Genomic DNA, 17,368 nt, shown 5'->3' with positions numbered 1-17,368 from the left:
GCTCCCGGCTCCTCCCGGTCCACCACCCGGTCGGTCAGGCGATCCCCGGCGCCCTCCGCCGGCGCCGCAAGGCCGCCGCGGCGGCGACCGCACCGATCGCCAACGCCCCAGCACCCGCCGCCTGCCCGATCTTGATCGGGCAACCCGACGCGCACTGCGGGATCGGATAGGGCTGCCCGGGATTCAGCTCGTGCGTCGCGTTGGCGGCGACGTACGCCTCCGTCGCCGGGAACGGCCAGCCCTCCGCATTCAGCAGCCGGTACCAGTCCTCGTCCTCCCACGCCTTCCGCCGGCACGTCACATTCACCGACGCCGACTCGAACGGCGGCGGGCCCAACTGCCCGATCGGCAGATGATCCTCGTTGAAGACCGTGACGTGCCCGTTCGGGTCGTTCATCGTCACCGCCGGATAGTTCGCATCCAGCCCCATAGCCATCCCTCCCCACACCGAAGTATGAGCCGGGAGGTCTGTCTCAGGAAGCGGCCAGGCCCCGGAGTTTGAGGTCGACGACGGTGGGGGCGTCGGCCTGGGAGTGTTTGTCGCCGGCGGCAACGACCGTGGCGACCTCCTGGTCGATCTTGTCCAGGCGCTGGTCGATCTTGTCGAGCCGGCGCTGCATCAGGTCGACGAACTCGGCGTTCTCGACCACCCGCGCGCTGGTGATCCGGGAGTACTCCTGCGCCACCTGGGCGCGTTCGTCGGAATGGGCCAGCCGCTCGACCAGCAATTGATGGCGGAACAGCACCGAGGCGGCGATCGCGATCACGACGGCGCCCGCGGCGGCAGCCCGGAGAATCCAGGCATTCTGGGAGAAGAGCGCGATACTCACGCCCAGGCAGACAAAGATCAGCAGACCGTTGGCAACGGTGAGAACTGTGGTCCTGGTTCGACGGCGGCTACCCCTTGACCCCATGGACCGACATGTTAAGGGGTCTCGTCCGGGTCCTCGGGAATACGACACGCGCGTTCGAGCAACAATCCGGCCGTGACGACCAGCACTGAGACCACCGCCGCGGCACCGGCCATGATCACTCGGTTGCGCGGCCCCGAAGCACTCACCGCGTCGAGGAAGCTTAACGCGAACCCTGCGTAAACCCCGGTGCACAACGCGCCGACGAAAGCGCTCGCCTTCGCGAGCAGCAGCAGGAACACCGCCCGCGACGGCTCGATCCGTTCGCGCCGGACCTGGATCCGCTGGTGGGTGTTGCGGGCCGCCATGAACAGCAGCGCGGCCAGGAACGTCCAGGCGATCAGAGTCAGCCAGGAGACCGCGGGCGCGACCCCACCGCTGGACTCGATCGCCTTGACCATGGTCACCCCGATCGCCGCCCCGAGGACGGCGATCGCGATCAGCAACCGGCGTGAGGTCGGCCGGACCGAGCCCGGGCGCGGCGGCTCTTTGCCGGGCGCCTGGTTGGGCTCTGGACCGCCGGATGCCACTACTGGAGCTCGATGTCGAGCTTGGTCACGCCCTCGGTGCCGACCTTTGCGAGCAGTTCGGCGACCGAGCCTCGCCCGGGCAGCACCGCGTCCCGCTCGATGTCGAGCCACGGCGCCAGGACGAACGCCCGCTCGTGCGCCCGCGGGTGCGGGAGGGTCAGCTCCTCGGACTCGATCTCCTTGGTGCCGTAGGTGATCAGGTCGACGTCCAGCGTCCGCGGTGCACCCGGCACGCTGCGCTCCCGGCCGAACGCCTGCTCGATCGCGTGCGCGCGGTCGAGCAACAGGTCCACGGCGAGGGTGCTGTCGGCGAGCAGTACGACGTTGAGGTACGGGCCGGACTCGCCGGGCCCGCCGATCGGCTGGGTCTCGTAGATCGGGGAGACCTCGACCACCACGACGTCCGGGGTGTCCCGAAGCGCATCGACCGCGCCCTGCAGGTTCGCCTCACGGTCGCCGAGATTGCTCCCGAGCGACAGGATCACCTGACGGATCGGCTTGAGGCCACCGCTCAGGGTGTCCGCGTCGATGACGTGGGGACTTGGGGTCTCAGTCACGAGGATTCTCCGGCTCTGCGCTGCACGGTCAGGACAACGTCGTCGAACGGCACCGTGATCGGCGCCGAGGGTTTGTGGATGGTCACCGCGGTCGCTGTCACCCGCCGGTCGGCGAGGCACAGATCCGCGATGCGCTGGGCGAGGGTCTCGATCAGGTCCACCGGATCGGTCTCGATCGCGTGGTGCACCCGCTCGGCCACCACCCCGTAGTTCACGGTGTCGGCCAGGTCGTCGGAAGCCGCGGCGGGCCGGGTGTCCAGCTCCAGCCGGACGTCCACGACGAACTCCTGCCCGTCGGCCCGCTCGTGCTCGAACACCCCGTGGCGCCCGAAACCTCGGATGCCACGGATCTCGATCACGTCAGGCAAGGACGACGCGGGACCGCTCATTCCGCCTCCTCCTGTCGGCCCCCAGACGACGACAGTACCGGTGAGGCATGGTGGATCCACAACCGCCAGCCGGAGGAAGTTTTGCGAAAGACGTTCGTGGCCAGCGCCTTACCGCCCGCGAACCCTTCCTCCGGGGCGCCCTCACCGGACGACAGGACATTTTCCGTACACGTGACGTAGGCCACGTCTTCATCCACCCGGACCTGGACATCGGTCAGAAAGAACTGGATGTACGGCGTATTGGCGAAGATCATCGCCCAGGCGCGCATCATCTCGGCGTACCCCGAGATCGCCGCGTTGCCGGGATGGATGCAGACCGGATCGGGATCCGGCAGCCAGACCGCCGCCATCAGATCCAGGTCGCCGGCCTCGAACGCGTTGTAGAACGCGGTGTTCGCGTTCAGCACGACGTCCTCCACCGTCGCACCGCGCGCACCGTCTCCTCCTGCGCTCCGGCGCGGACCGCCCGGTCCGTCCGTCATACCGTTCCCCATCTCTTCGCCACCCGGACCGCGTCCGCGCTCGGCGCCACCGCGTGGGCCCGGACACACCAGGCTCCCGCGGCGGCGGCCAGGGCGGATACAGCCGCGCTCGCATCGTCTCGTCGTACGGCCGGTCTGGGTTCACCGGTCTGCTCGTCGGCGAGCAGCCTACCGAGGAACGCCTTCCGGGACGCACCGATGAGCAACGGCCGGCCCAGTACGCCGAATTCCCGTAATCGGCGAAGAACTTCCCAGTTGTGGTCCGCGTTCTTCGCGAACCCGAGACCGGGATCCAGTGCGACCCTGCCCAGATCCACGCCGGCGGACCGGATCGCGTCGACGCGTTGACCGAGCTCCGCAATCACCTCGGCGACCACATCGTCGTACTCGGCCCTGTTCTGCATGTCGATCGAGTGTCCACGCCAATGCATGCAGACATACGGCGTACGACGCTCCGCCACCAGAGGAAGCATCTCCGGATCGGCCTGGCCGCCGGACACGTCGTTGATCATCACCGCGCCCGCGTCGAGGGCGAGGGCGGCGACGCCGGCCCGCATGGTGTCGACCGAGATCAGCGCACCGTCGGCCGCGAGCGCCTCGATCACCGGCAGCACCCGGCGGAGCTCCTCCTCGGGCGCGGGCCGCGCGGCGCCCGGCCGGGTCGACTCGCCGCCGACGTCGAGCAGGTCGGCACCGTCGGCCAGCAACTCCCGCCCGTGCTTGATCGCCGCGGCCGGCTCGAACCACTCGCCGCCGTCGGAAAAGGAATCCGGGGTCACGTTGACAACACCCATCACGAGACACCGGTCCAGGACCGGCAGCCCGTCGACGTGCACCCGCAAACCGTCACTCACCAGACCACCGTAGTGGCCGTCACCCCCAGCCGCGGAACCAGCCGGGCATCAGCCGCCTCAGCTCAGCACGAGGCGCGACTGGGTCGCCTGCAGGGCCTCGCCGATCGGCTGCGAGTACGACTCGTTGGTCTGACCGGTCTTCTCCAGGCACTGGCCGTTGATCAGGGCCGCACCGCTGGTGATGCCCTGCGCGTAGTTGCCGGTCATGTTGGCCCCGCCGGAGTCGCCGGCCTCGACGCACGCGGTGTGCTGGAACAGACCCTTGACGATCCTGTTGCTGCCGTAGTTGACCGTTACGTTGCGGGCGACGATCCGGCCGCAGGTCCAGCCGGTGCTCTTGCCCGACTTGCACAGCGTGGATCCGACGGTGGCGTTGGCGATCCCCTTGACCGACACGTTGCCGGCGCCCCAGCCGTCGACGTACCCCTGCTGGTCCCAGCCCTCGATCACGCCGACGCTGCCGAAGTCGTTGCCCGGGAAGCTCGACGTGCGGGTATTGCCGAGCACGTACCCGTTCCGGGAGAACGACGGCTTGCCGGCGGTGCAGTGGCCCGCGGTGAGGAAGATCTGGGTGCCCTTGGTGGTGCGGGCGTTGAAGCCGAGGGAGCAGACGTACCCGGTGTTCTTGTCCACCTGGAGGCCGCCGCGCAGGCCGAAGTCGTCCGCGGTGGTGGTCACCCGGCCGGGCGCGGACCGGATCGTCACGCGGTCGCCGTTCGCCTTGGCGCGGTCAACGAAGCGCTGGGTGATCAGGTCGTGCGCGCCTCGGGGGACGGTGACGACCACGGTGCCCGAGACGGGATCGACGTACCAGGACCGGACCTTGCCGGCGCCGGAGCCGCCGGCCAGCCGGTTCAGCTCGGACTGGACCGCGTTGAGTTGGTCAGCGGTGAAGCGGACCAGCCGCGGGATCGCACCCGCCGCGCGGACCAGGTCAGCGGTGGCGAGATCGGACACGGCGACGACCAGCTCACCGGCCTCGTCGTAGTAGCTGCCGACTGCCCGCGACCCGAGCTCGGTCTCGACGGCGTCGGCGACCAGCGGAGACTTGGCGGTCAACTCTGCGGGCTTCACCCCCGACGACTCCGAGTCCGCCGTGGCCCAGTTCGCCGCGACCAGCCCGGCGGCCGTCAGTACGACGGCACCGGCGAGTGCGGCGCCGACCCGGAAACGCCCCGACATCCTTGTCCTCCTCACGCCGGCATCCGGTCCTCGTCGACCGAACGCCACTACGGAAAGTAAACGTTCAGCGACAGAATGTCCACAGATATCGGCTTCCAATCTCCAACGAAACACCGCCCGCGAAGGCTACGGCCGCCCGTGAGCGGCGTGCATATGGACAGGAGGTGTCCGGCCAACAGGTAGTGCAGCTGAGCGCATGCTGCGTTCTGTGTACGGCGTACCGCAGGTGCACTACCTGTCGATCTGTACACCACCGTTCGACGCGCACCGCAGTCCCGGCCGTGACCTCGGCGCGGCAACCGGTGGGAGGCGGCGCAGGAGCCAGTGGATTGGGTCAGCCGACGATCAGGCTCATGGCCTCGGCTCGGGTGACCGGGTTGCGGAGTTGGCCGCGGACCGCCGACGTGATGGTCTTGGCGCCCGGTTTGCGGACGCCGCGCATGGTCATGCACAGGTGCTCGCACTCGATCACCACGATCACGCCCCGCGGCTCGAGCAGTTCGACCAGCGAGTCGGCGACCTGCGTGGTCAGCCGCTCCTGGACCTGCGGGCGCTTGGCGTAGACATCGACCAGACGGGCCAGCTTGGACAGCCCGGTGATCCGGCCGTCGCGGCTCGGGATGTAGCCGACGTTGGCCACTCCGGTGAACGGGACCAGGTGGTGCTCACACAGGCTCCAGACCTCGATGCCCTTCACCAGAACCATCTCGTCGTGGCCGATGTCGAACGTCGTCGTGAGCACGTCCTCGGCCCGCTGACCCAGTCCGCCGGTGATCTCGGCGTACGAGCGCGCCACCCGGGCCGGAGTGTCCAGCAGGCCTTCGCGGTCCGGGTCCTCGCCGATCGCGATCAGCAACTCCCGGACGGCCCGCTCGGCCCGTGCATGGTCGAACTTCGGTGACGTCATTCAGCCACCTTAAACAGCACGAGCCGCCACCCGGACGGGTGGCGGCTGCTGCTGAACTTCAGCTCAGTCCTTCGGCGACGGTGGGGTCGGGCCGCTGCCGTAGCTCGGCGGCTTGACGGCCTCGTCCGGGCCGACCGCACCGCCCGGCAGGACGTCGGACAGCGAGCCGTTCTGCTCGCCGCGGGTCGGCACCGGCATCACCGGCGGCTGGTCCGACGGCACCCGGGTGGACGAACCCGTCCAGGCCGGCCGCCGCTCGCGCTTCTGCACCGGCGCGAAGACCCGGGCGATCTCGTGCTTGTCGAGCGTCTCCTTCTCCAGCAGCTCCTCGACCAGGTGGTCCAGCACCGCGCGGTTCTCGACCAGGATGTCGAACGCCTCCTGGTGTGCGTTCAGGATCAGCTTGCCGACCTCCTCGTCGACCGCCGCGGCGATCTCCTCGGAGTAGTTGCGCTGGCTGCCCAGGTCGCGGCCCAGGAACGGCTCGCCGCTGTCCTGGCCGAACTTGATCGCGCCGAGCCGCTCGGTCATGCCGTACTGCGTGACCATCGCGCGAGCCAGTGCGGTCGCCTTCTCGATGTCGTTGCTGGCGCCGGTGGTCGGGTCGTGGAAGACCATCTCCTCGGCCGCACGGCCACCGAGCATGTAAGCCAGCTTGTCCAGCATCTCGGACCGGGTGGTCGAGTACTTGTCCTCGTCCGGCATCACCATCGTGTAGCCGAGCGCCCGGCCACGCGGCAGGATCGTCACCTTCTGCACCGGGTCGGAGTGCGGCAGCGAGGCGGCGACCAGGGCGTGTCCGCCCTCGTGGTACGCCGTCAGCACCTTCTCCTTGTCCGACATCAGCCGGCTGCGGCGCTGCGGACCGGCGATGACGCGGTCGATCGCCTCGTCCAGACCACGGTTGTCGATCACCTGCTGGTTGTTCCGGGCGGTGAGTAGGGCGGCCTCGTTCAGCACGTTGGCCAGGTCCGCACCGGTGAAGCCCGGCGTACGACGGGCGACCGCCGTCAGGTCCACATCCGGCGCCATCGGCTTGCCACGTGCGTGCACCCTCAGGATCTGCTCGCGACCCGGCAGGTCCGGCGCGTCGACGGCGATCTGCCGGTCGAAGCGGCCCGGCCGCAGCAGCGCCGGGTCGAGCACGTCGGGCCGGTTGGTGGCCGCGATCAGGATCACACCGCCGCGGACGTCGAAGCCGTCCATCTCGACCAGCAACTGGTTCAGCGTCTGCTCGCGCTCGTCGTGACCACCGCCGAGGCCCGCACCACGGTGCCGGCCGACGGCGTCGATCTCGTCGATGAACACGATCGCCGGGGCGTTCGTCTTGGCCTGCTCGAACAGGTCACGGACCCGGGAGGCGCCGACACCGACGAACATCTCGACGAAGTCCGAACCGGAGATCGAGTAGAACGGCACGCCTGCCTCACCGGCGACCGCACGGGCCAGCAGGGTCTTACCGGTACCAGGCTGGCCGTAGAGCAGCACGCCCTTCGGGATCTTCGCCCCGACCGCCTGGAACTTCCCTGGTTCTTGCAGGAACTCCTTGATCTCGCCAAGTTCCTCGATCGCCTCGTCGCAGCCGGCCACGTCCGCGAACGTCGTCTTCGGGGTGTCCTTGGTGATCAGCTTGGCCTTCGACTTCGCGAAGCTCATCACCCGCGAGCCGCCGCCCTGCATCGAGTTCATCAAGAAGATGAACACGACCGCGATCAGCAGGAACGGGATCAGCGTGGAGAACACCTGGCCGATGAAGCTCGGCTTCGGGTTCTCGACGTCGTACCGCTCGATCTTGCCGTCCTGGAACAGGCTCTGCAGGTCGTTGCCGAGGGTGTTGGCCTGGCCGTCGACCCAGTGCGCCCGGACCTTGGTCCCGTCGGTCTTCTCGACCCGGATCTCCTGGTCGGGGTCGATCAGAGTCACCGACTTGATCGACTTGTCGGAGGAGGACTTGGCCTGCTGGATCAGCTGGACCACCTGGCCGGTGGGCTCGGTCTTGTACCCGGTCGAGCCGGTCAGGAGCTGTCCGATCACCAGTACGCCCAAGAAGGCGACGACGATCCAGAACAGGGGTCCGCGGAAGATACGCTTCACGTCCATGATCGAGGCCTACGCCCCGTCCCTCCTAGCTCGGCAGGCCCGGGTATGCGGGCTTGAGACGGTAACACCAGTCCAAGTGTCTCGTGTCGCACAAGACAACACATAACGAGGGTCACCAAGACGGCGTGACCCCGTTGTACAGGCTGTCACCAAGTCTGCCCCGAAGGATGGATCAGGAGTAGACGTGCGGGGCAAGCGTCGCCACGCAACGCAGGTTCCGGTACTTCTCCGCGTAGTCCAGGCCATAACCGACCACGAACTCGTCCGGGAGCTCCAGTCCGACGTACTTGACCGGGACCCGCATCTTGGCCGCGTCCGGCTTCACGAACGCCGTGCACAGCTCCAGCGAGGCCGGTTTCCGTGACTCCAGGTTACTGACCAGCCAGCTCAGCGTCAGCCCGGTGTCGATGATGTCCTCGACGATCAGCACGTGCCGGTTGGTGATGTCGGTGTCCAGGTCCTTCTGGATCCGGACCACCCCGGACGACTTGGTGCCCGAGCCGTACGACGAGATGGCCATCCAGTCCATCTCCACGTGCCGGCTGAACGACCGGGCCAGGTCGGCCATCACCATCACCGCGCCCCGCAGGACGCCGACCATCAGCAGGTCCTTGCCCTCGTAGTCCTGCTCGATCCGCGCCGCGAGCTCGCGCAGCTTCGCCAGGATCTGGTCCTCGGTGTAGTGGACCTTGCTCAGGTCCTTCTCGATGTCCGCGGCATCCACGCGGTCAGCCTGTCACACCTTCGCCCAACACGATGTATCCGCCCCTGCGGACCGCCCGGACCCCTTGTGGCAGATCGATCCACCGCTGTCCACGCCACGCGGTCACCAGTGCGTCGACGGCAGCGATGTGCGCCGCGGTGAGGTCCGTGGCCCGGCAGCCCGCTTCCAGGGCCGCCTGACGCAAGGCCCTGGTACGAATCGCCGCCGGCTCGTCCTCGAGCATCCCGAGGTCGCACACCACTTCGTCGTCGGTACGCCGGAGTGCGGTCTCCGCAAGGTCCGCCGCGAGCACGTCCAACGCATCCGCGTCCGCCCGGAGCAACCCCGCCGTACGGGCGAGCGCTTCGACCACACCAGGCCCCAGCGCCTCCTCGAGGACTGGCAGGACCTCGTGCCGCACGCGGACCCGGGTGTACTGCGGATCGTCGTTGTGCGGGTCGTGCCACGGCCGGAGCCCCGACGCGATGCACGCGGCAGCCGTGGTGGCTCGAGGAACCTCCAGGAACGGCCTTCTGAGCAGTCCGGCGACCGGAGCCATGCCCGCGAGCGACCGAGCGCCCGAGCCGCGCCCCAGCCCCAAGAGAACAGTCTCGGCTTGGTCGTCCCGCGTGTGAGCCAGCAGTACGGCGTCCGCCCCGGATTCGTCAGCCGCGTCACGAAGAGCGTCGTACCGGGCCGTCCGGGCAGCGGCCTCTGGACCGCCGTCGGCGCCGACCTCTACCGGACGCACGTGGACCGGGTCGAGCCCGAGGGTCCGGCACTGTGTGGCGGCGGTCTCCGCGACGTGGGCGGAGTCGGCCTGGAGCCCGTGGTCGACGATGACCGCACCAGCACGGACCTCCAGCTTCGGGGCCTCGAAGGCGGTCGCAGCCGCGAGGGCCAGCGAGTCCGTACCGCCGGAGCAGGCGACCAGAACGGTCGTGCCCTTGGGCAGCTCGGCCAGCATGGTCCGCACTGCCTCCCGGGTGCGTGCGACGGCGGGGTGCAGCTTCCCTCTCCGGCGCTCGACCAGGTCGTCGGCAGCCGATCCGCCCGGTGGCTCAGCCGTGGAGCCGGCTGACCCAGGCATCCGGATTCGCGATCTCGTGCTTGGTCGGCAGCGTGTTCGGGCCGGTCCAGACCCGGTTGAACCCGTCCATCCCGACCTGCTCGACCACGCGGCGTACGAACGCGGCGCCGTCCTTGTACTGCCGCAGCTTGGCGTCCAGGCCGAGCAGCCGCTTCAGCAACTGGTCCACCGGGTTGCCGCTCTGCCGGCGCGACGTGAACTTGGAGCGGATGGCGTCCACGGTCGGGATCACCGACGGCCCGACGCCGTCCATCACGAAGTCGGCGTGGCCCTCGAGCAGGGACATGACCGCGGTCAGCCGGTCCAGCACCGCACGCTGCTCCGGCGACTGCATCAGGTCGACCAGGCTCAGCTCGGCCTCGCCGCGGACCGATCGGCCCAGCCGCTGCACCGCCTCGCGGAACATCGCGGCGTACGCCGACGCGTCCAGCTCGGCCTGGTCGAGGAACAACGCGATCTCCGACCGCAGGTGGTCCCGCAGCCACGGGACCGCGGTGAACTGCACCCGGTGCGTCTCCTCGTGCAGGCACACCCACAACCTGAAGTCCCGCGGTACGACGCCCAGCTCGGACTCGACGTGCATGACGTTCGGCGCGACCAGCAGCAACCGGCCGGTCAGACCCGGCCGGTCCGGATCCGGCTCGGATGGATAGAACGGGTCGAACTGCCCAAGCACGCGGGACGAGAGGAAGGCCAGCAACGCTCCGGCCTCGATCGCGGTCACCCGCGAGCCGACCGCGGAGGACAACCCACCGGTCCGCTCGGCCTTCTCGCGCAGCTTGTCGGCCAGTGGCTGCAGCACGGTCCGGAAGCCGTCCGCGTTCGCCTGCACCCAGCCGGGCCGGTCCACGATCACCACCGGCGCGGTCGCTGAGGTGGCTTCCAGCTTGGTGAACTCCCGGACGTGGTGCTCGGAGTCGGCCGCGAACTGCCGCAGCTCGGCCACCACCTGATCCGCCTCCGCGCGGCTGACCGCCGGTCCGGGCCGCAGCAGCTTGCGAGCCACTCCCGTTGCCAGCTGCCAGTCGACCATCTCGGCCGCGGTCTCACCTTCCGCCGTACTCATGTTTCTGACCCTAGTCGCATGTCCCAACATGCGTCTGCTGATCGGTCCGGGTCAGACCGCCGTCAGACGGCACAGCCGCAGTTGGCCAGCGCAGCGGCTGCCCGGTCGAGCGCAGCCCGCGCGTCGAGGGTCTTGGGCACCGCAACACTGTCGGTGGCCACCGCGAACACGAGCAGGGTGCCGGTGCGGTCGCGGACCAGACCGGCCAGGCTGTGGACTCCGGTCAGCGTGCCGGTCTTCGCACGGACCAGTCCGGTCCCGCCTGCAGTGCCGGCTCCGGTGAAGCGTTCCTCGAGGCTTCCGGTGAATCCTGCGACCGGCAGCCCAGTCAGCAGGTGCCGCAGCTCCGGGTGCTCGGTGGAGACCGCGGCCCGGATCGCACCGGCCAGCAGGTCCAGCGGCACATGGTTGCCCCGAGACAGCCCGCTGCCGTCGAGGATCCGGGCCTTGCTGACATCCAGACCGAGCTTGGTCAGCGTCGCCCGTACGCCCTTGACGCCACCGGCGTACGAGCCGCCGTTCTTGGTGGCCAGTCCGACCTGCCGCAGCAGCACCTCGGCTCCGTCGTTGTCGCTGTGCAGGTTCACGTACTCGACGATCTGGCCGACCGTCGGCGACTGCACCTGTGCGACGGTCTCGGCCGCAGCGGGAGCGACGGCCGCCTTGAGGGTCGGCGCCACCTTGATGCCGGCCGCCCGCAACTGCGCGGCGAAGGCAGTGGCCGCGGCCTGCGACGGGGAGTCGGCCCGCTTCGCCATCCCCGGGAACAGACGGCCCTCGTTCACCCACAGCGCGGACGTCCGGGCGGCGATGCCTTCGGTGGTGTAGTTCGGCTCCCAGTTCGCGTTGGCCGCGAGCCCGGTGAACAGTGAGGCGTCGTACCCGAGGGTGACGCTCCGGATGCCTTGCGCCTTGAGTGCCTTCGCCGTGCCGGCCGCCAGGTCCTGCAGGGAAGCGCGGACCGGGAAGTCGGTCGGGTCACCGGACCGCTTGGTGACAAGCAGTGGGTCACCGCCGCCGACCAGGATCAGGGAGCTACCGGTTCCACTGACGACCTTCGTGCTGAACCTGTGGTCCGGTCCGAGGGTCTCCAGCGCGGAAACCGTCGTCAGCAGCTTCATCGTCGACGCCGGGACGTACGGCGTCGCCGTGCCCGCCGAGTACACCGCCTTGCCGCGGGAAGCGTCGTACACGTAGATCCCACGGTGCTTGCCCAGCGCCGGGTCCTTGAGGATCGGTGCCAGCACCTTCTGGACGCCGGCGGCGGTCGGTGCGACGCCCTCGACCTTGGCTGGTGCCAGCACGGCCGGCGCCTGCTGTGTTGCCTGGACAGAGCCGGGTACGGCGTCCGCTCCGCCCGCCAGGCTCACGCAGAGCACAGTGGCGAGCAGCGTGACGAACACCGCACGGGGAGGACGGGGCACCGGGCTGCTCCTGTCAATTGGTCGGTCCGAACCGTGACAGTATCTGCCGTATGGAGTTCGACGTCTTCATCGAGATCCCCAAGGGCACGCGCAACAAGTACGAGCTGGACCACAAGACGGGCCGGCTCCGGCTGGACCGGACCCTCTTCACGGCCACCCAGTATCCGGCCGACTACGGGTTCATCGAGGAGACCCTCGGCCAGGACGGCGACCCGCTGGACGCGCTGGTGCTGCTGCCCGAGCCGACGTTCCCCGGCTGCCTGATCAAGGCGCGCGCGATCGGCATGTTCCGGATGACCGACGAGAAGGGGCCGGACGACAAGGTCCTCTGCGTCCCGGCCGGCGACCCGCGCCAGGAGCACCTGCGCGACATCCACCACGTGCCCGAGTTCGACCGGCTGGAGATCCAGCACTTCTTCGAGGTCTACAAGGACCTCGAGCCCGGCAAGTCCGTCGAAGGCGCCACCTGGGCCGGCCGGGCCGACGCCGAGGCCGAGATCACCGCTTCCTTCCAGCGCCTGAAGACCGAAGCCCACTGACCCGTCCCGCCGGCCCGGATTCCCGGCGCCGGCGGTTCAGTCGGCGGTGAGTCGGCGGTGAGCCGGCGGTTCAGTCGGCGGTGAGCCGACGGAGCAGTCCGAGCAGGGTCTTCCGCTCGTTCGCACTGAGTGGCTCCAGCAACTCCGTCTCGGCGGCCGCGATCAGCTCGTCCATCGCGAGCAGTTGCTTGTCCCCCGCGGGCGTGATCGCCACGATCTTCCGGCGCCGGTCCGCGGGGTCCACCCGGCGTTCGACGTACTCGAGCTCTTCCAGCTCGTCGAGCAGCGTGACGAGATCGCTGCGGTCGAACCCGATCCGGTCGGCCAGCGTCGCCTGAGCACCCTCGCCGTCGTCGGCCAGGCTCGCGAGCACGTGGTAGTGCAACGTCCGTACGCCGGCCTCCGTCATGTGCTGCCGGACCAGGCGCTGCGCCTGCTGGCTCGACCGGCCGAGCGCCCACAGCACCCGGTCGGCCAGACGATGGGTCGGCGACTTCTTCACCCGAACAACTCTATTGGCAGCGGCCCTGTCCGGCGTTATCGTGGGATCCTCCCATTATTTACTACTCCCACGATTGGAGACAAACCCATGCGCGCAGTGCGCTACCACGAGTACGGCGGCCCCGAGGTCCTGCGGCTCGAGGAGGTCGCCGTACCCGAGCCCGCCGCCGGTCAGGTCCTGGTCGAGGTCGAGGCCATCGGCTCCAACGCCATCGACGCCGTTCTCCGCCGCGGCAACACTCCTTGGGACCGGCCGCTGCCCGCCCGGCTCACCGGTGATGTCGTCGGCCGCATCACCGCGCTCGGTCCGGACACCTCCTCCGGCCTGGCTGTCGGCGATCGCGTGGCCGGCCTGTCCGAGGACGCATTCGCCGAGTACGTCGTCCTCGACACCGACTTCATCGCACCGATCCCCGACCACGCCGACGCGGGCGAAGCCACCATGATGTCGATGACGGCGCCGCTCGCCCTGCGCCTGCTGGAATCCGGCCGCATCCCGGCCGGCGGCACCGTACTGATCCAGTCCGCGGCCGGAACCATCGGCCACCTCGCCGTCCAGTTGGCCCGGTCGTTCGGCCCGGCGACGATCATCGGTACGGCGTCGTCCGCGGCGCGCCTGGACTTCATCCGATCGCTCGGCGCCGAGGCCGTCGACCTGACCGACCCCGAGTGGCCGGCGCAGGTCCGCAAGTTCGCACCCGACGGCGTGAACACCGCCCTGGACGCCGTCGGCGGAACGGTCTTCGACCAGAGCCTCGAGCTGATCAAACCGCTCGGCACGATGATCACGTACGGCGGTATCAGCGGTGCCCTCCCGTCGATTCCCGCCAGCAGCCTGTTCGGCCTCCGGTCGGTCACCGGCGTCTCGGTGATGGGCTGGCGCCTGGCCAACCCGGACGGTGCCCGCGCCGACATCGCCGATGTCACCCGCCGCTGGCAGTCCGGCGACCTGCGCCCAGTCGTCCATGCCACCCTTCCCCTGGCCGAGATCGTCGACCTGCACCGAACCCTCGACGCCCGCACCAACCTCGGCCGCCTCATCGCCAAGCCCTGAACCGTTGTGGAGTTGATGGGTGGAGCTTCGACAGATGCCGACGTCGCCTACCAGCCGATCAGCGAGTACGACGTGAACGCGGCACGATCCGCGGTCGACTCGAAGTTGTTCGGCCCGTCGCTGCTCGCCAAGCACGGCGTACCGGCACTCGAACCAGGCGGCGCACTCGCGTCACTCGCTTCGGCATTCACCGGCGGCGCGGTCGCGGACACCTTGGCCGCGACCGCCGCCCGCCTCCCGGCCGGCCGGACCAAGGACATCGCGGACGCGATCATCGCCCTGCTGCGCAACGGATTCATCACTGGCACCGTCCTGCATGCCGACGGCGGACACCGGCTGGTCTAGATGTTGGCGTCCCCGGCAACCATCGTTGCCGGGGACAACTGGTCAGGGGCGGCCGAAGAAGTCCGGCGGCTCCCAGTAGTAGACGCTGTCGATCTGCACCGGCTTGCCGGTCCGCGGTGCATGGATCATCCGCCCGTCGCCGAGGTACATCGCGACATGGTGGATGGTGCCGGGGTCGCTCGGGTTGACCGACCAGAAGATCAGGTCGCCGGGCCGCAACTCGTCCTCGTCGATGTGCCGGACCTGCTCGTACTGCGCGACGCTGTAATGCGGCAACTGGACGCCGGCCCGCTCCCAGGCACCCATCATCAGTCCGGAGCAGTCCCACCGCGACGGCCCGGTCCCGCCCCACAGGTACATGTCGCCGAGCTGCGAGAGCGCGAAGTCGATCGCGGCCTGCGCGCCCTTGCGGGGGCTGCCGGGGTTGTCGGGCCGGCTCGGCCGGTCCGGTTTGTGCTTCGGCGGGTTCTTCTTGCCGTGGTTCTTCTTCGCCTCTTCCCGCTCCTCGCGTTCCTCCCGCGCCTTCTCGGCCGCTTCCCGGGCCTGCTCGGCCGCTTCCCGGGCCCGCTCGGCGGCCTCCCGGGCGGCGATCTTGCGGCGCAGTTCGGCGGCCTTCTTCGCGGCGAGAGCGGCGGCTCGCTGGCGCGCAAGCTCTTCGAGTCCCCGCTGCCGCTGGGCGGCCACCTGGATCGACGTGTTCTGCAGGACGGCGAGCTGGGCGATCGCCTGCTTGCGCTGGACGCCCATCGCGGTCACCGCCGAGGCCTGCGCAGCCTCCGCGGCCTCGGCCGCCTTCTTCGCCGCGGCGGCCTCCGCGGCCGCCTTCTTCACCTTGGCGACGGCCTGGTCAGCCTGGACCTTGAACAGATTCGTCACGACCTGACTCGCCGTGTACCGCAGATACGACGCCTGCATCGCGGTCGACACCGAGCGCGCCGCGCCGGCCGAGTCGAGCAGCTCCTGCGGGCCTTCGGCGGTGAACAGCGGCGCGATCTTCGCCACGTCGCCACCGCCCTGGTACGACGCCGCGGCGAACCGGCCGATCTGCTGTCGCTGGGTCGTCAGGGTCTTCTGCGCCTTGGCCGCCCGAGCCGCCGCGGCGGCTGCCTCGGTCTTGGCCAGCTGCAACTTGTAGACGGCGCCGTTGTAGGCCTCGTCCGCAATCCCGGACGCGACGCCCAATTGCTCGAGCCGCGCGCTGGCTGCGGCGAGCTGCTGCTCGATCCCGGCCACCTGGCCGGCCTTCGCGGCGGCGGCCTGCTTGGCCTTCTCGACCGCGGCTTGGGACGGAATCACGGGCGGCTTCGGCTTGGCGGCGTCGGCCTGGATCGGGTTGACAGCCACGGAGCCGGCCAGACAAATCGCGAGCACCCCGGAGAGCAGCGCCCTACCGGTCTTCCCAGTGCCCGCGACCCGTCCGCCGGACCTGGCCCGCGAGGGGGTCCGCATCAGGTCGTTCCTTCCGACAGTCACGAACCCCTTCCCCAGGGTTCGTGAACTTTTGGTCCTTCTGGACCTCATACGTGACACTAATTGCCTGTAGCCCCATTGGGAACAGCTTTCACACAAGTAACTTTGTTTCACCTGCGTGTCGACTTGACAAACTACAAGCTTGTAATTTCGCACAGCCGGTAGCCGGACCGCCGCCGAGAGCACGAAAACGGCGCCCATCCGGCCGAAACCGAAGAGCGCCGTCACCGCCGACCCATCCCCCCGCCCCGAATCCGGGCGGTGGCGTACCCCGCGCCTCCCCGGTGGCCGTGAACACCTTCCGGTGACGGTGCACAGGGCAGGACCTGTGCCAGGCACCCGGTTCCTGTTCACGCCCACCGCGATCGGCGGCGGGCGGGAGAGCGGCGGGGGTGGGACAGGGCGGGGATGGGACAGGGGGGTTGGTGCGGGGCGGGTTAGTGGAGGGTGTAGGAGGCTAGGACCGGGAGGTGGTCGGAGGCTGGGGTGACCGGGACCGACGCCTTCGTCGGCACCAGCTGCGGACTGTGCAGCTGGAAGTCGATCCGCTTGGTCGGGCTGCCGGCCTCGATCGTGTAGCCCGGGCCGACTCCGACCTCGGTCCAGGTGTCGTTCAGTACGGCGGTCAGCGTCTTGATCTCCGGCTTTTCCGGTGTCGCGTTCAGGTCGCCGACCAGCAGCGTCGGCTTCTTCGACGTACCGAGCAGCTCGACCACCTTCTGCGCCTGCTCCAGCCGCTCGGCGTTGTTGTTGCTGGTCAGATGCGTGTTCGCGAACCGCAGTTCGGCGCCGCGGACCTTGACCGTCGCGACCGCCAGCCCGCGCTGCTCACCGGTCGGGTAGAGCGGCAGCAGGGTGTTGGTGAAGTCCTTGATCGGGTACTTCGACAGGATCGCCGTACCGTACTGGCGGCGCGGCTCGCCCGGGTTCACCGGCGGCAGGTCGAGGTTGGCGGCGTACCCGTAGTGCATCTTCAGCCGCGTCGCGAACCAGGCCGGCTGGTCGACCCAGTTGCTCCGCACGTCCCAGTGCCGGTCGACCTCCTGCAGCCCGATCACGTCGGCGTCGGACTGCTCGATCAGCTTGGCGATCCGCTCGAGGTCGAGGACGCCGTCGATGCCGGCGCCGTGGTGGATGTTGTACGTCATCACGGTCACAGGCCGCGCCGGCCGCCCGGTGTCGGGCCGAGCCGCGGCAACGGTAGGTATCACGATCAAGAGCCCCACGAAGATGGTCAGCAATTTACGCATATGGTCATCGTTCC

At 69.1% G+C, this 17,368-nt stretch carries 20 protein-coding genes; 3 read left to right on the top strand and 17 right to left on the bottom strand.

Annotation, left to right across the window (positions count from 1 at the left end; all coding sequences use genetic code 11):
• Positions 1–34: 34 nt before the first annotated feature.
• The 14 genes from OG817_RS41355 to dacB all read right to left on the bottom strand — a co-directional run bounded on the left by OG817_RS41355 (position 35) and on the right by dacB (position 12,195).
• Complete coding sequence (locus OG817_RS41355; RefSeq protein WP_406050445.1) at positions 35–430, bottom strand: hypothetical protein; 396 nt, start codon at positions 428–430, stop codon at positions 35–37.
• Positions 431–473: 43 nt separating this feature from the next.
• A complete protein-coding gene (locus OG817_RS41350) occupies positions 474–830 on the bottom strand; it encodes a hypothetical protein (protein WP_396392630.1) in 357 nt (118 codons plus the stop codon).
• A 95-nt stretch (positions 831–925) separates the two neighbouring features.
• Positions 926–1,441, bottom strand: coding sequence for a DUF3180 domain-containing protein (locus OG817_RS41345; protein ID WP_131512554.1), 516 nt, complete (start codon positions 1,439–1,441; stop codon positions 926–928).
• Positions 1,441–1,998 (bottom strand): 2-amino-4-hydroxy-6-hydroxymethyldihydropteridine diphosphokinase, encoded by a 558-nt coding sequence (gene folK / locus OG817_RS41340; RefSeq protein WP_396392631.1) that lies wholly within the window; start codon positions 1,996–1,998, stop codon positions 1,441–1,443. Before folK ends, OG817_RS41345 begins: the two co-directional genes overlap by 1 nt.
• Complete coding sequence (folB, locus tag OG817_RS41335) at positions 1,995–2,387, bottom strand: dihydroneopterin aldolase (protein ID WP_360449872.1); 393 nt, start codon at positions 2,385–2,387, stop codon at positions 1,995–1,997. Before folB ends, folK begins: the two co-directional genes overlap by 4 nt.
• A complete protein-coding gene (locus OG817_RS41330) occupies positions 2,384–2,869 on the bottom strand; it encodes a nuclear transport factor 2 family protein (protein ID WP_360449875.1) in 486 nt (161 codons plus the stop codon). The genes folB and OG817_RS41330 overlap by 4 nt, the downstream gene beginning before the upstream one ends.
• The gene (gene folP, locus OG817_RS41325) at positions 2,866–3,663 is read right to left on the bottom strand and encodes a dihydropteroate synthase (protein ID WP_406057625.1); all 798 of its coding nucleotides are present in this window, start codon (positions 3,661–3,663) and stop codon (positions 2,866–2,868) included. The genes OG817_RS41330 and folP overlap by 4 nt, the downstream gene beginning before the upstream one ends.
• 117 nt (positions 3,664–3,780) lie before the next feature.
• On the bottom strand, positions 3,781–4,905 hold the full coding sequence (locus OG817_RS41320; RefSeq protein WP_406050443.1) for a S1 family peptidase: 1,125 nt from the start codon (positions 4,903–4,905) through the stop codon (positions 3,781–3,783).
• Between the two features lie 334 nt (positions 4,906–5,239).
• Positions 5,240–5,812 (bottom strand): GTP cyclohydrolase I FolE, encoded by a 573-nt coding sequence (gene folE, locus OG817_RS41315; protein ID WP_406050442.1) that lies wholly within the window; start codon positions 5,810–5,812, stop codon positions 5,240–5,242.
• A gap of 63 nt (positions 5,813–5,875) precedes the next feature.
• Positions 5,876–7,912 carry an ATP-dependent zinc metalloprotease FtsH gene (ftsH, locus tag OG817_RS41310; RefSeq protein WP_396392634.1) on the bottom strand — a complete coding sequence of 679 codons (2,037 nt, stop codon included), beginning with the start codon at positions 7,910–7,912 and terminating at the stop codon, positions 5,876–5,878.
• A gap of 172 nt (positions 7,913–8,084) precedes the next feature.
• Positions 8,085–8,636, bottom strand: coding sequence for a hypoxanthine phosphoribosyltransferase (hpt, locus tag OG817_RS41305; RefSeq protein WP_360449883.1), 552 nt, complete (start codon positions 8,634–8,636; stop codon positions 8,085–8,087).
• A gap of 4 nt (positions 8,637–8,640) precedes the next feature.
• Positions 8,641–9,705, bottom strand: a complete 1,065-nt coding sequence (gene tilS, locus OG817_RS41300) for a tRNA lysidine(34) synthetase TilS (RefSeq protein ID WP_406050440.1) — start codon at positions 9,703–9,705, stop codon at positions 8,641–8,643.
• Positions 9,677–10,771, bottom strand: a complete 1,095-nt coding sequence (locus OG817_RS41295) for a zinc-dependent metalloprotease (RefSeq protein ID WP_360449888.1) — start codon at positions 10,769–10,771, stop codon at positions 9,677–9,679. The genes tilS and OG817_RS41295 overlap by 29 nt, the downstream gene beginning before the upstream one ends.
• A gap of 62 nt (positions 10,772–10,833) precedes the next feature.
• The gene (dacB, locus tag OG817_RS41290) at positions 10,834–12,195 is read right to left on the bottom strand and encodes a D-alanyl-D-alanine carboxypeptidase/D-alanyl-D-alanine-endopeptidase (RefSeq protein WP_406050438.1); all 1,362 of its coding nucleotides are present in this window, start codon (positions 12,193–12,195) and stop codon (positions 10,834–10,836) included.
• A gap of 50 nt (positions 12,196–12,245) precedes the next feature.
• On the opposite strand from dacB, the gene OG817_RS41285 reads away from it, so the two are divergent.
• Entirely contained in the window at positions 12,246–12,734 is a 489-nt protein-coding gene (locus tag OG817_RS41285) for an inorganic diphosphatase (protein ID WP_360449893.1), read from the top strand.
• A gap of 70 nt (positions 12,735–12,804) precedes the next feature.
• Here the strand turns inward: OG817_RS41285 and OG817_RS41280 are convergent, their stop codons facing one another.
• A complete protein-coding gene (locus OG817_RS41280) occupies positions 12,805–13,236 on the bottom strand; it encodes a MarR family winged helix-turn-helix transcriptional regulator (RefSeq protein WP_396392638.1) in 432 nt (143 codons plus the stop codon).
• An 87-nt stretch (positions 13,237–13,323) separates the two neighbouring features.
• Here OG817_RS41280 and OG817_RS41275 point away from each other — a divergent pair, with 87 nt between their 5' ends.
• Both OG817_RS41275 and OG817_RS41270 read left to right on the top strand, forming a co-directional pair.
• On the top strand, positions 13,324–14,289 hold the full coding sequence (locus tag OG817_RS41275; RefSeq protein ID WP_406050437.1) for a zinc-binding alcohol dehydrogenase family protein: 966 nt from the start codon (positions 13,324–13,326) through the stop codon (positions 14,287–14,289).
• A 15-nt stretch (positions 14,290–14,304) separates the two neighbouring features.
• Positions 14,305–14,634, top strand: a complete 330-nt coding sequence (locus tag OG817_RS41270) for a hypothetical protein (protein ID WP_406050436.1) — start codon at positions 14,305–14,307, stop codon at positions 14,632–14,634.
• 42 nt (positions 14,635–14,676) lie between these two features.
• Here OG817_RS41270 and OG817_RS41265 read toward each other — a convergent pair whose 3' ends face one another.
• Positions 14,677–16,107: an NlpC/P60 family protein gene (locus OG817_RS41265; RefSeq protein WP_406050435.1), complete on the bottom strand. Its 1,431-nt coding sequence runs from the start codon at positions 16,105–16,107 to the stop codon at positions 14,677–14,679.
• Between the two features lie 434 nt (positions 16,108–16,541).
• Positions 16,542–17,354, bottom strand: a complete 813-nt coding sequence (locus OG817_RS41260; protein ID WP_406050434.1) for an endonuclease/exonuclease/phosphatase family protein — start codon at positions 17,352–17,354, stop codon at positions 16,542–16,544.
• Positions 17,355–17,368 lie beyond the last annotated feature (14 nt).

Origin of the sequence: Kribbella sp. NBC_00889 (assembly GCF_045207705.1) — a bacterium.
Taxonomy (GTDB): domain Bacteria; phylum Actinomycetota; class Actinomycetes; order Propionibacteriales; family Kribbellaceae; genus Kribbella.
This window is presented reverse-complemented; position numbering and strand designations above follow the sequence as displayed.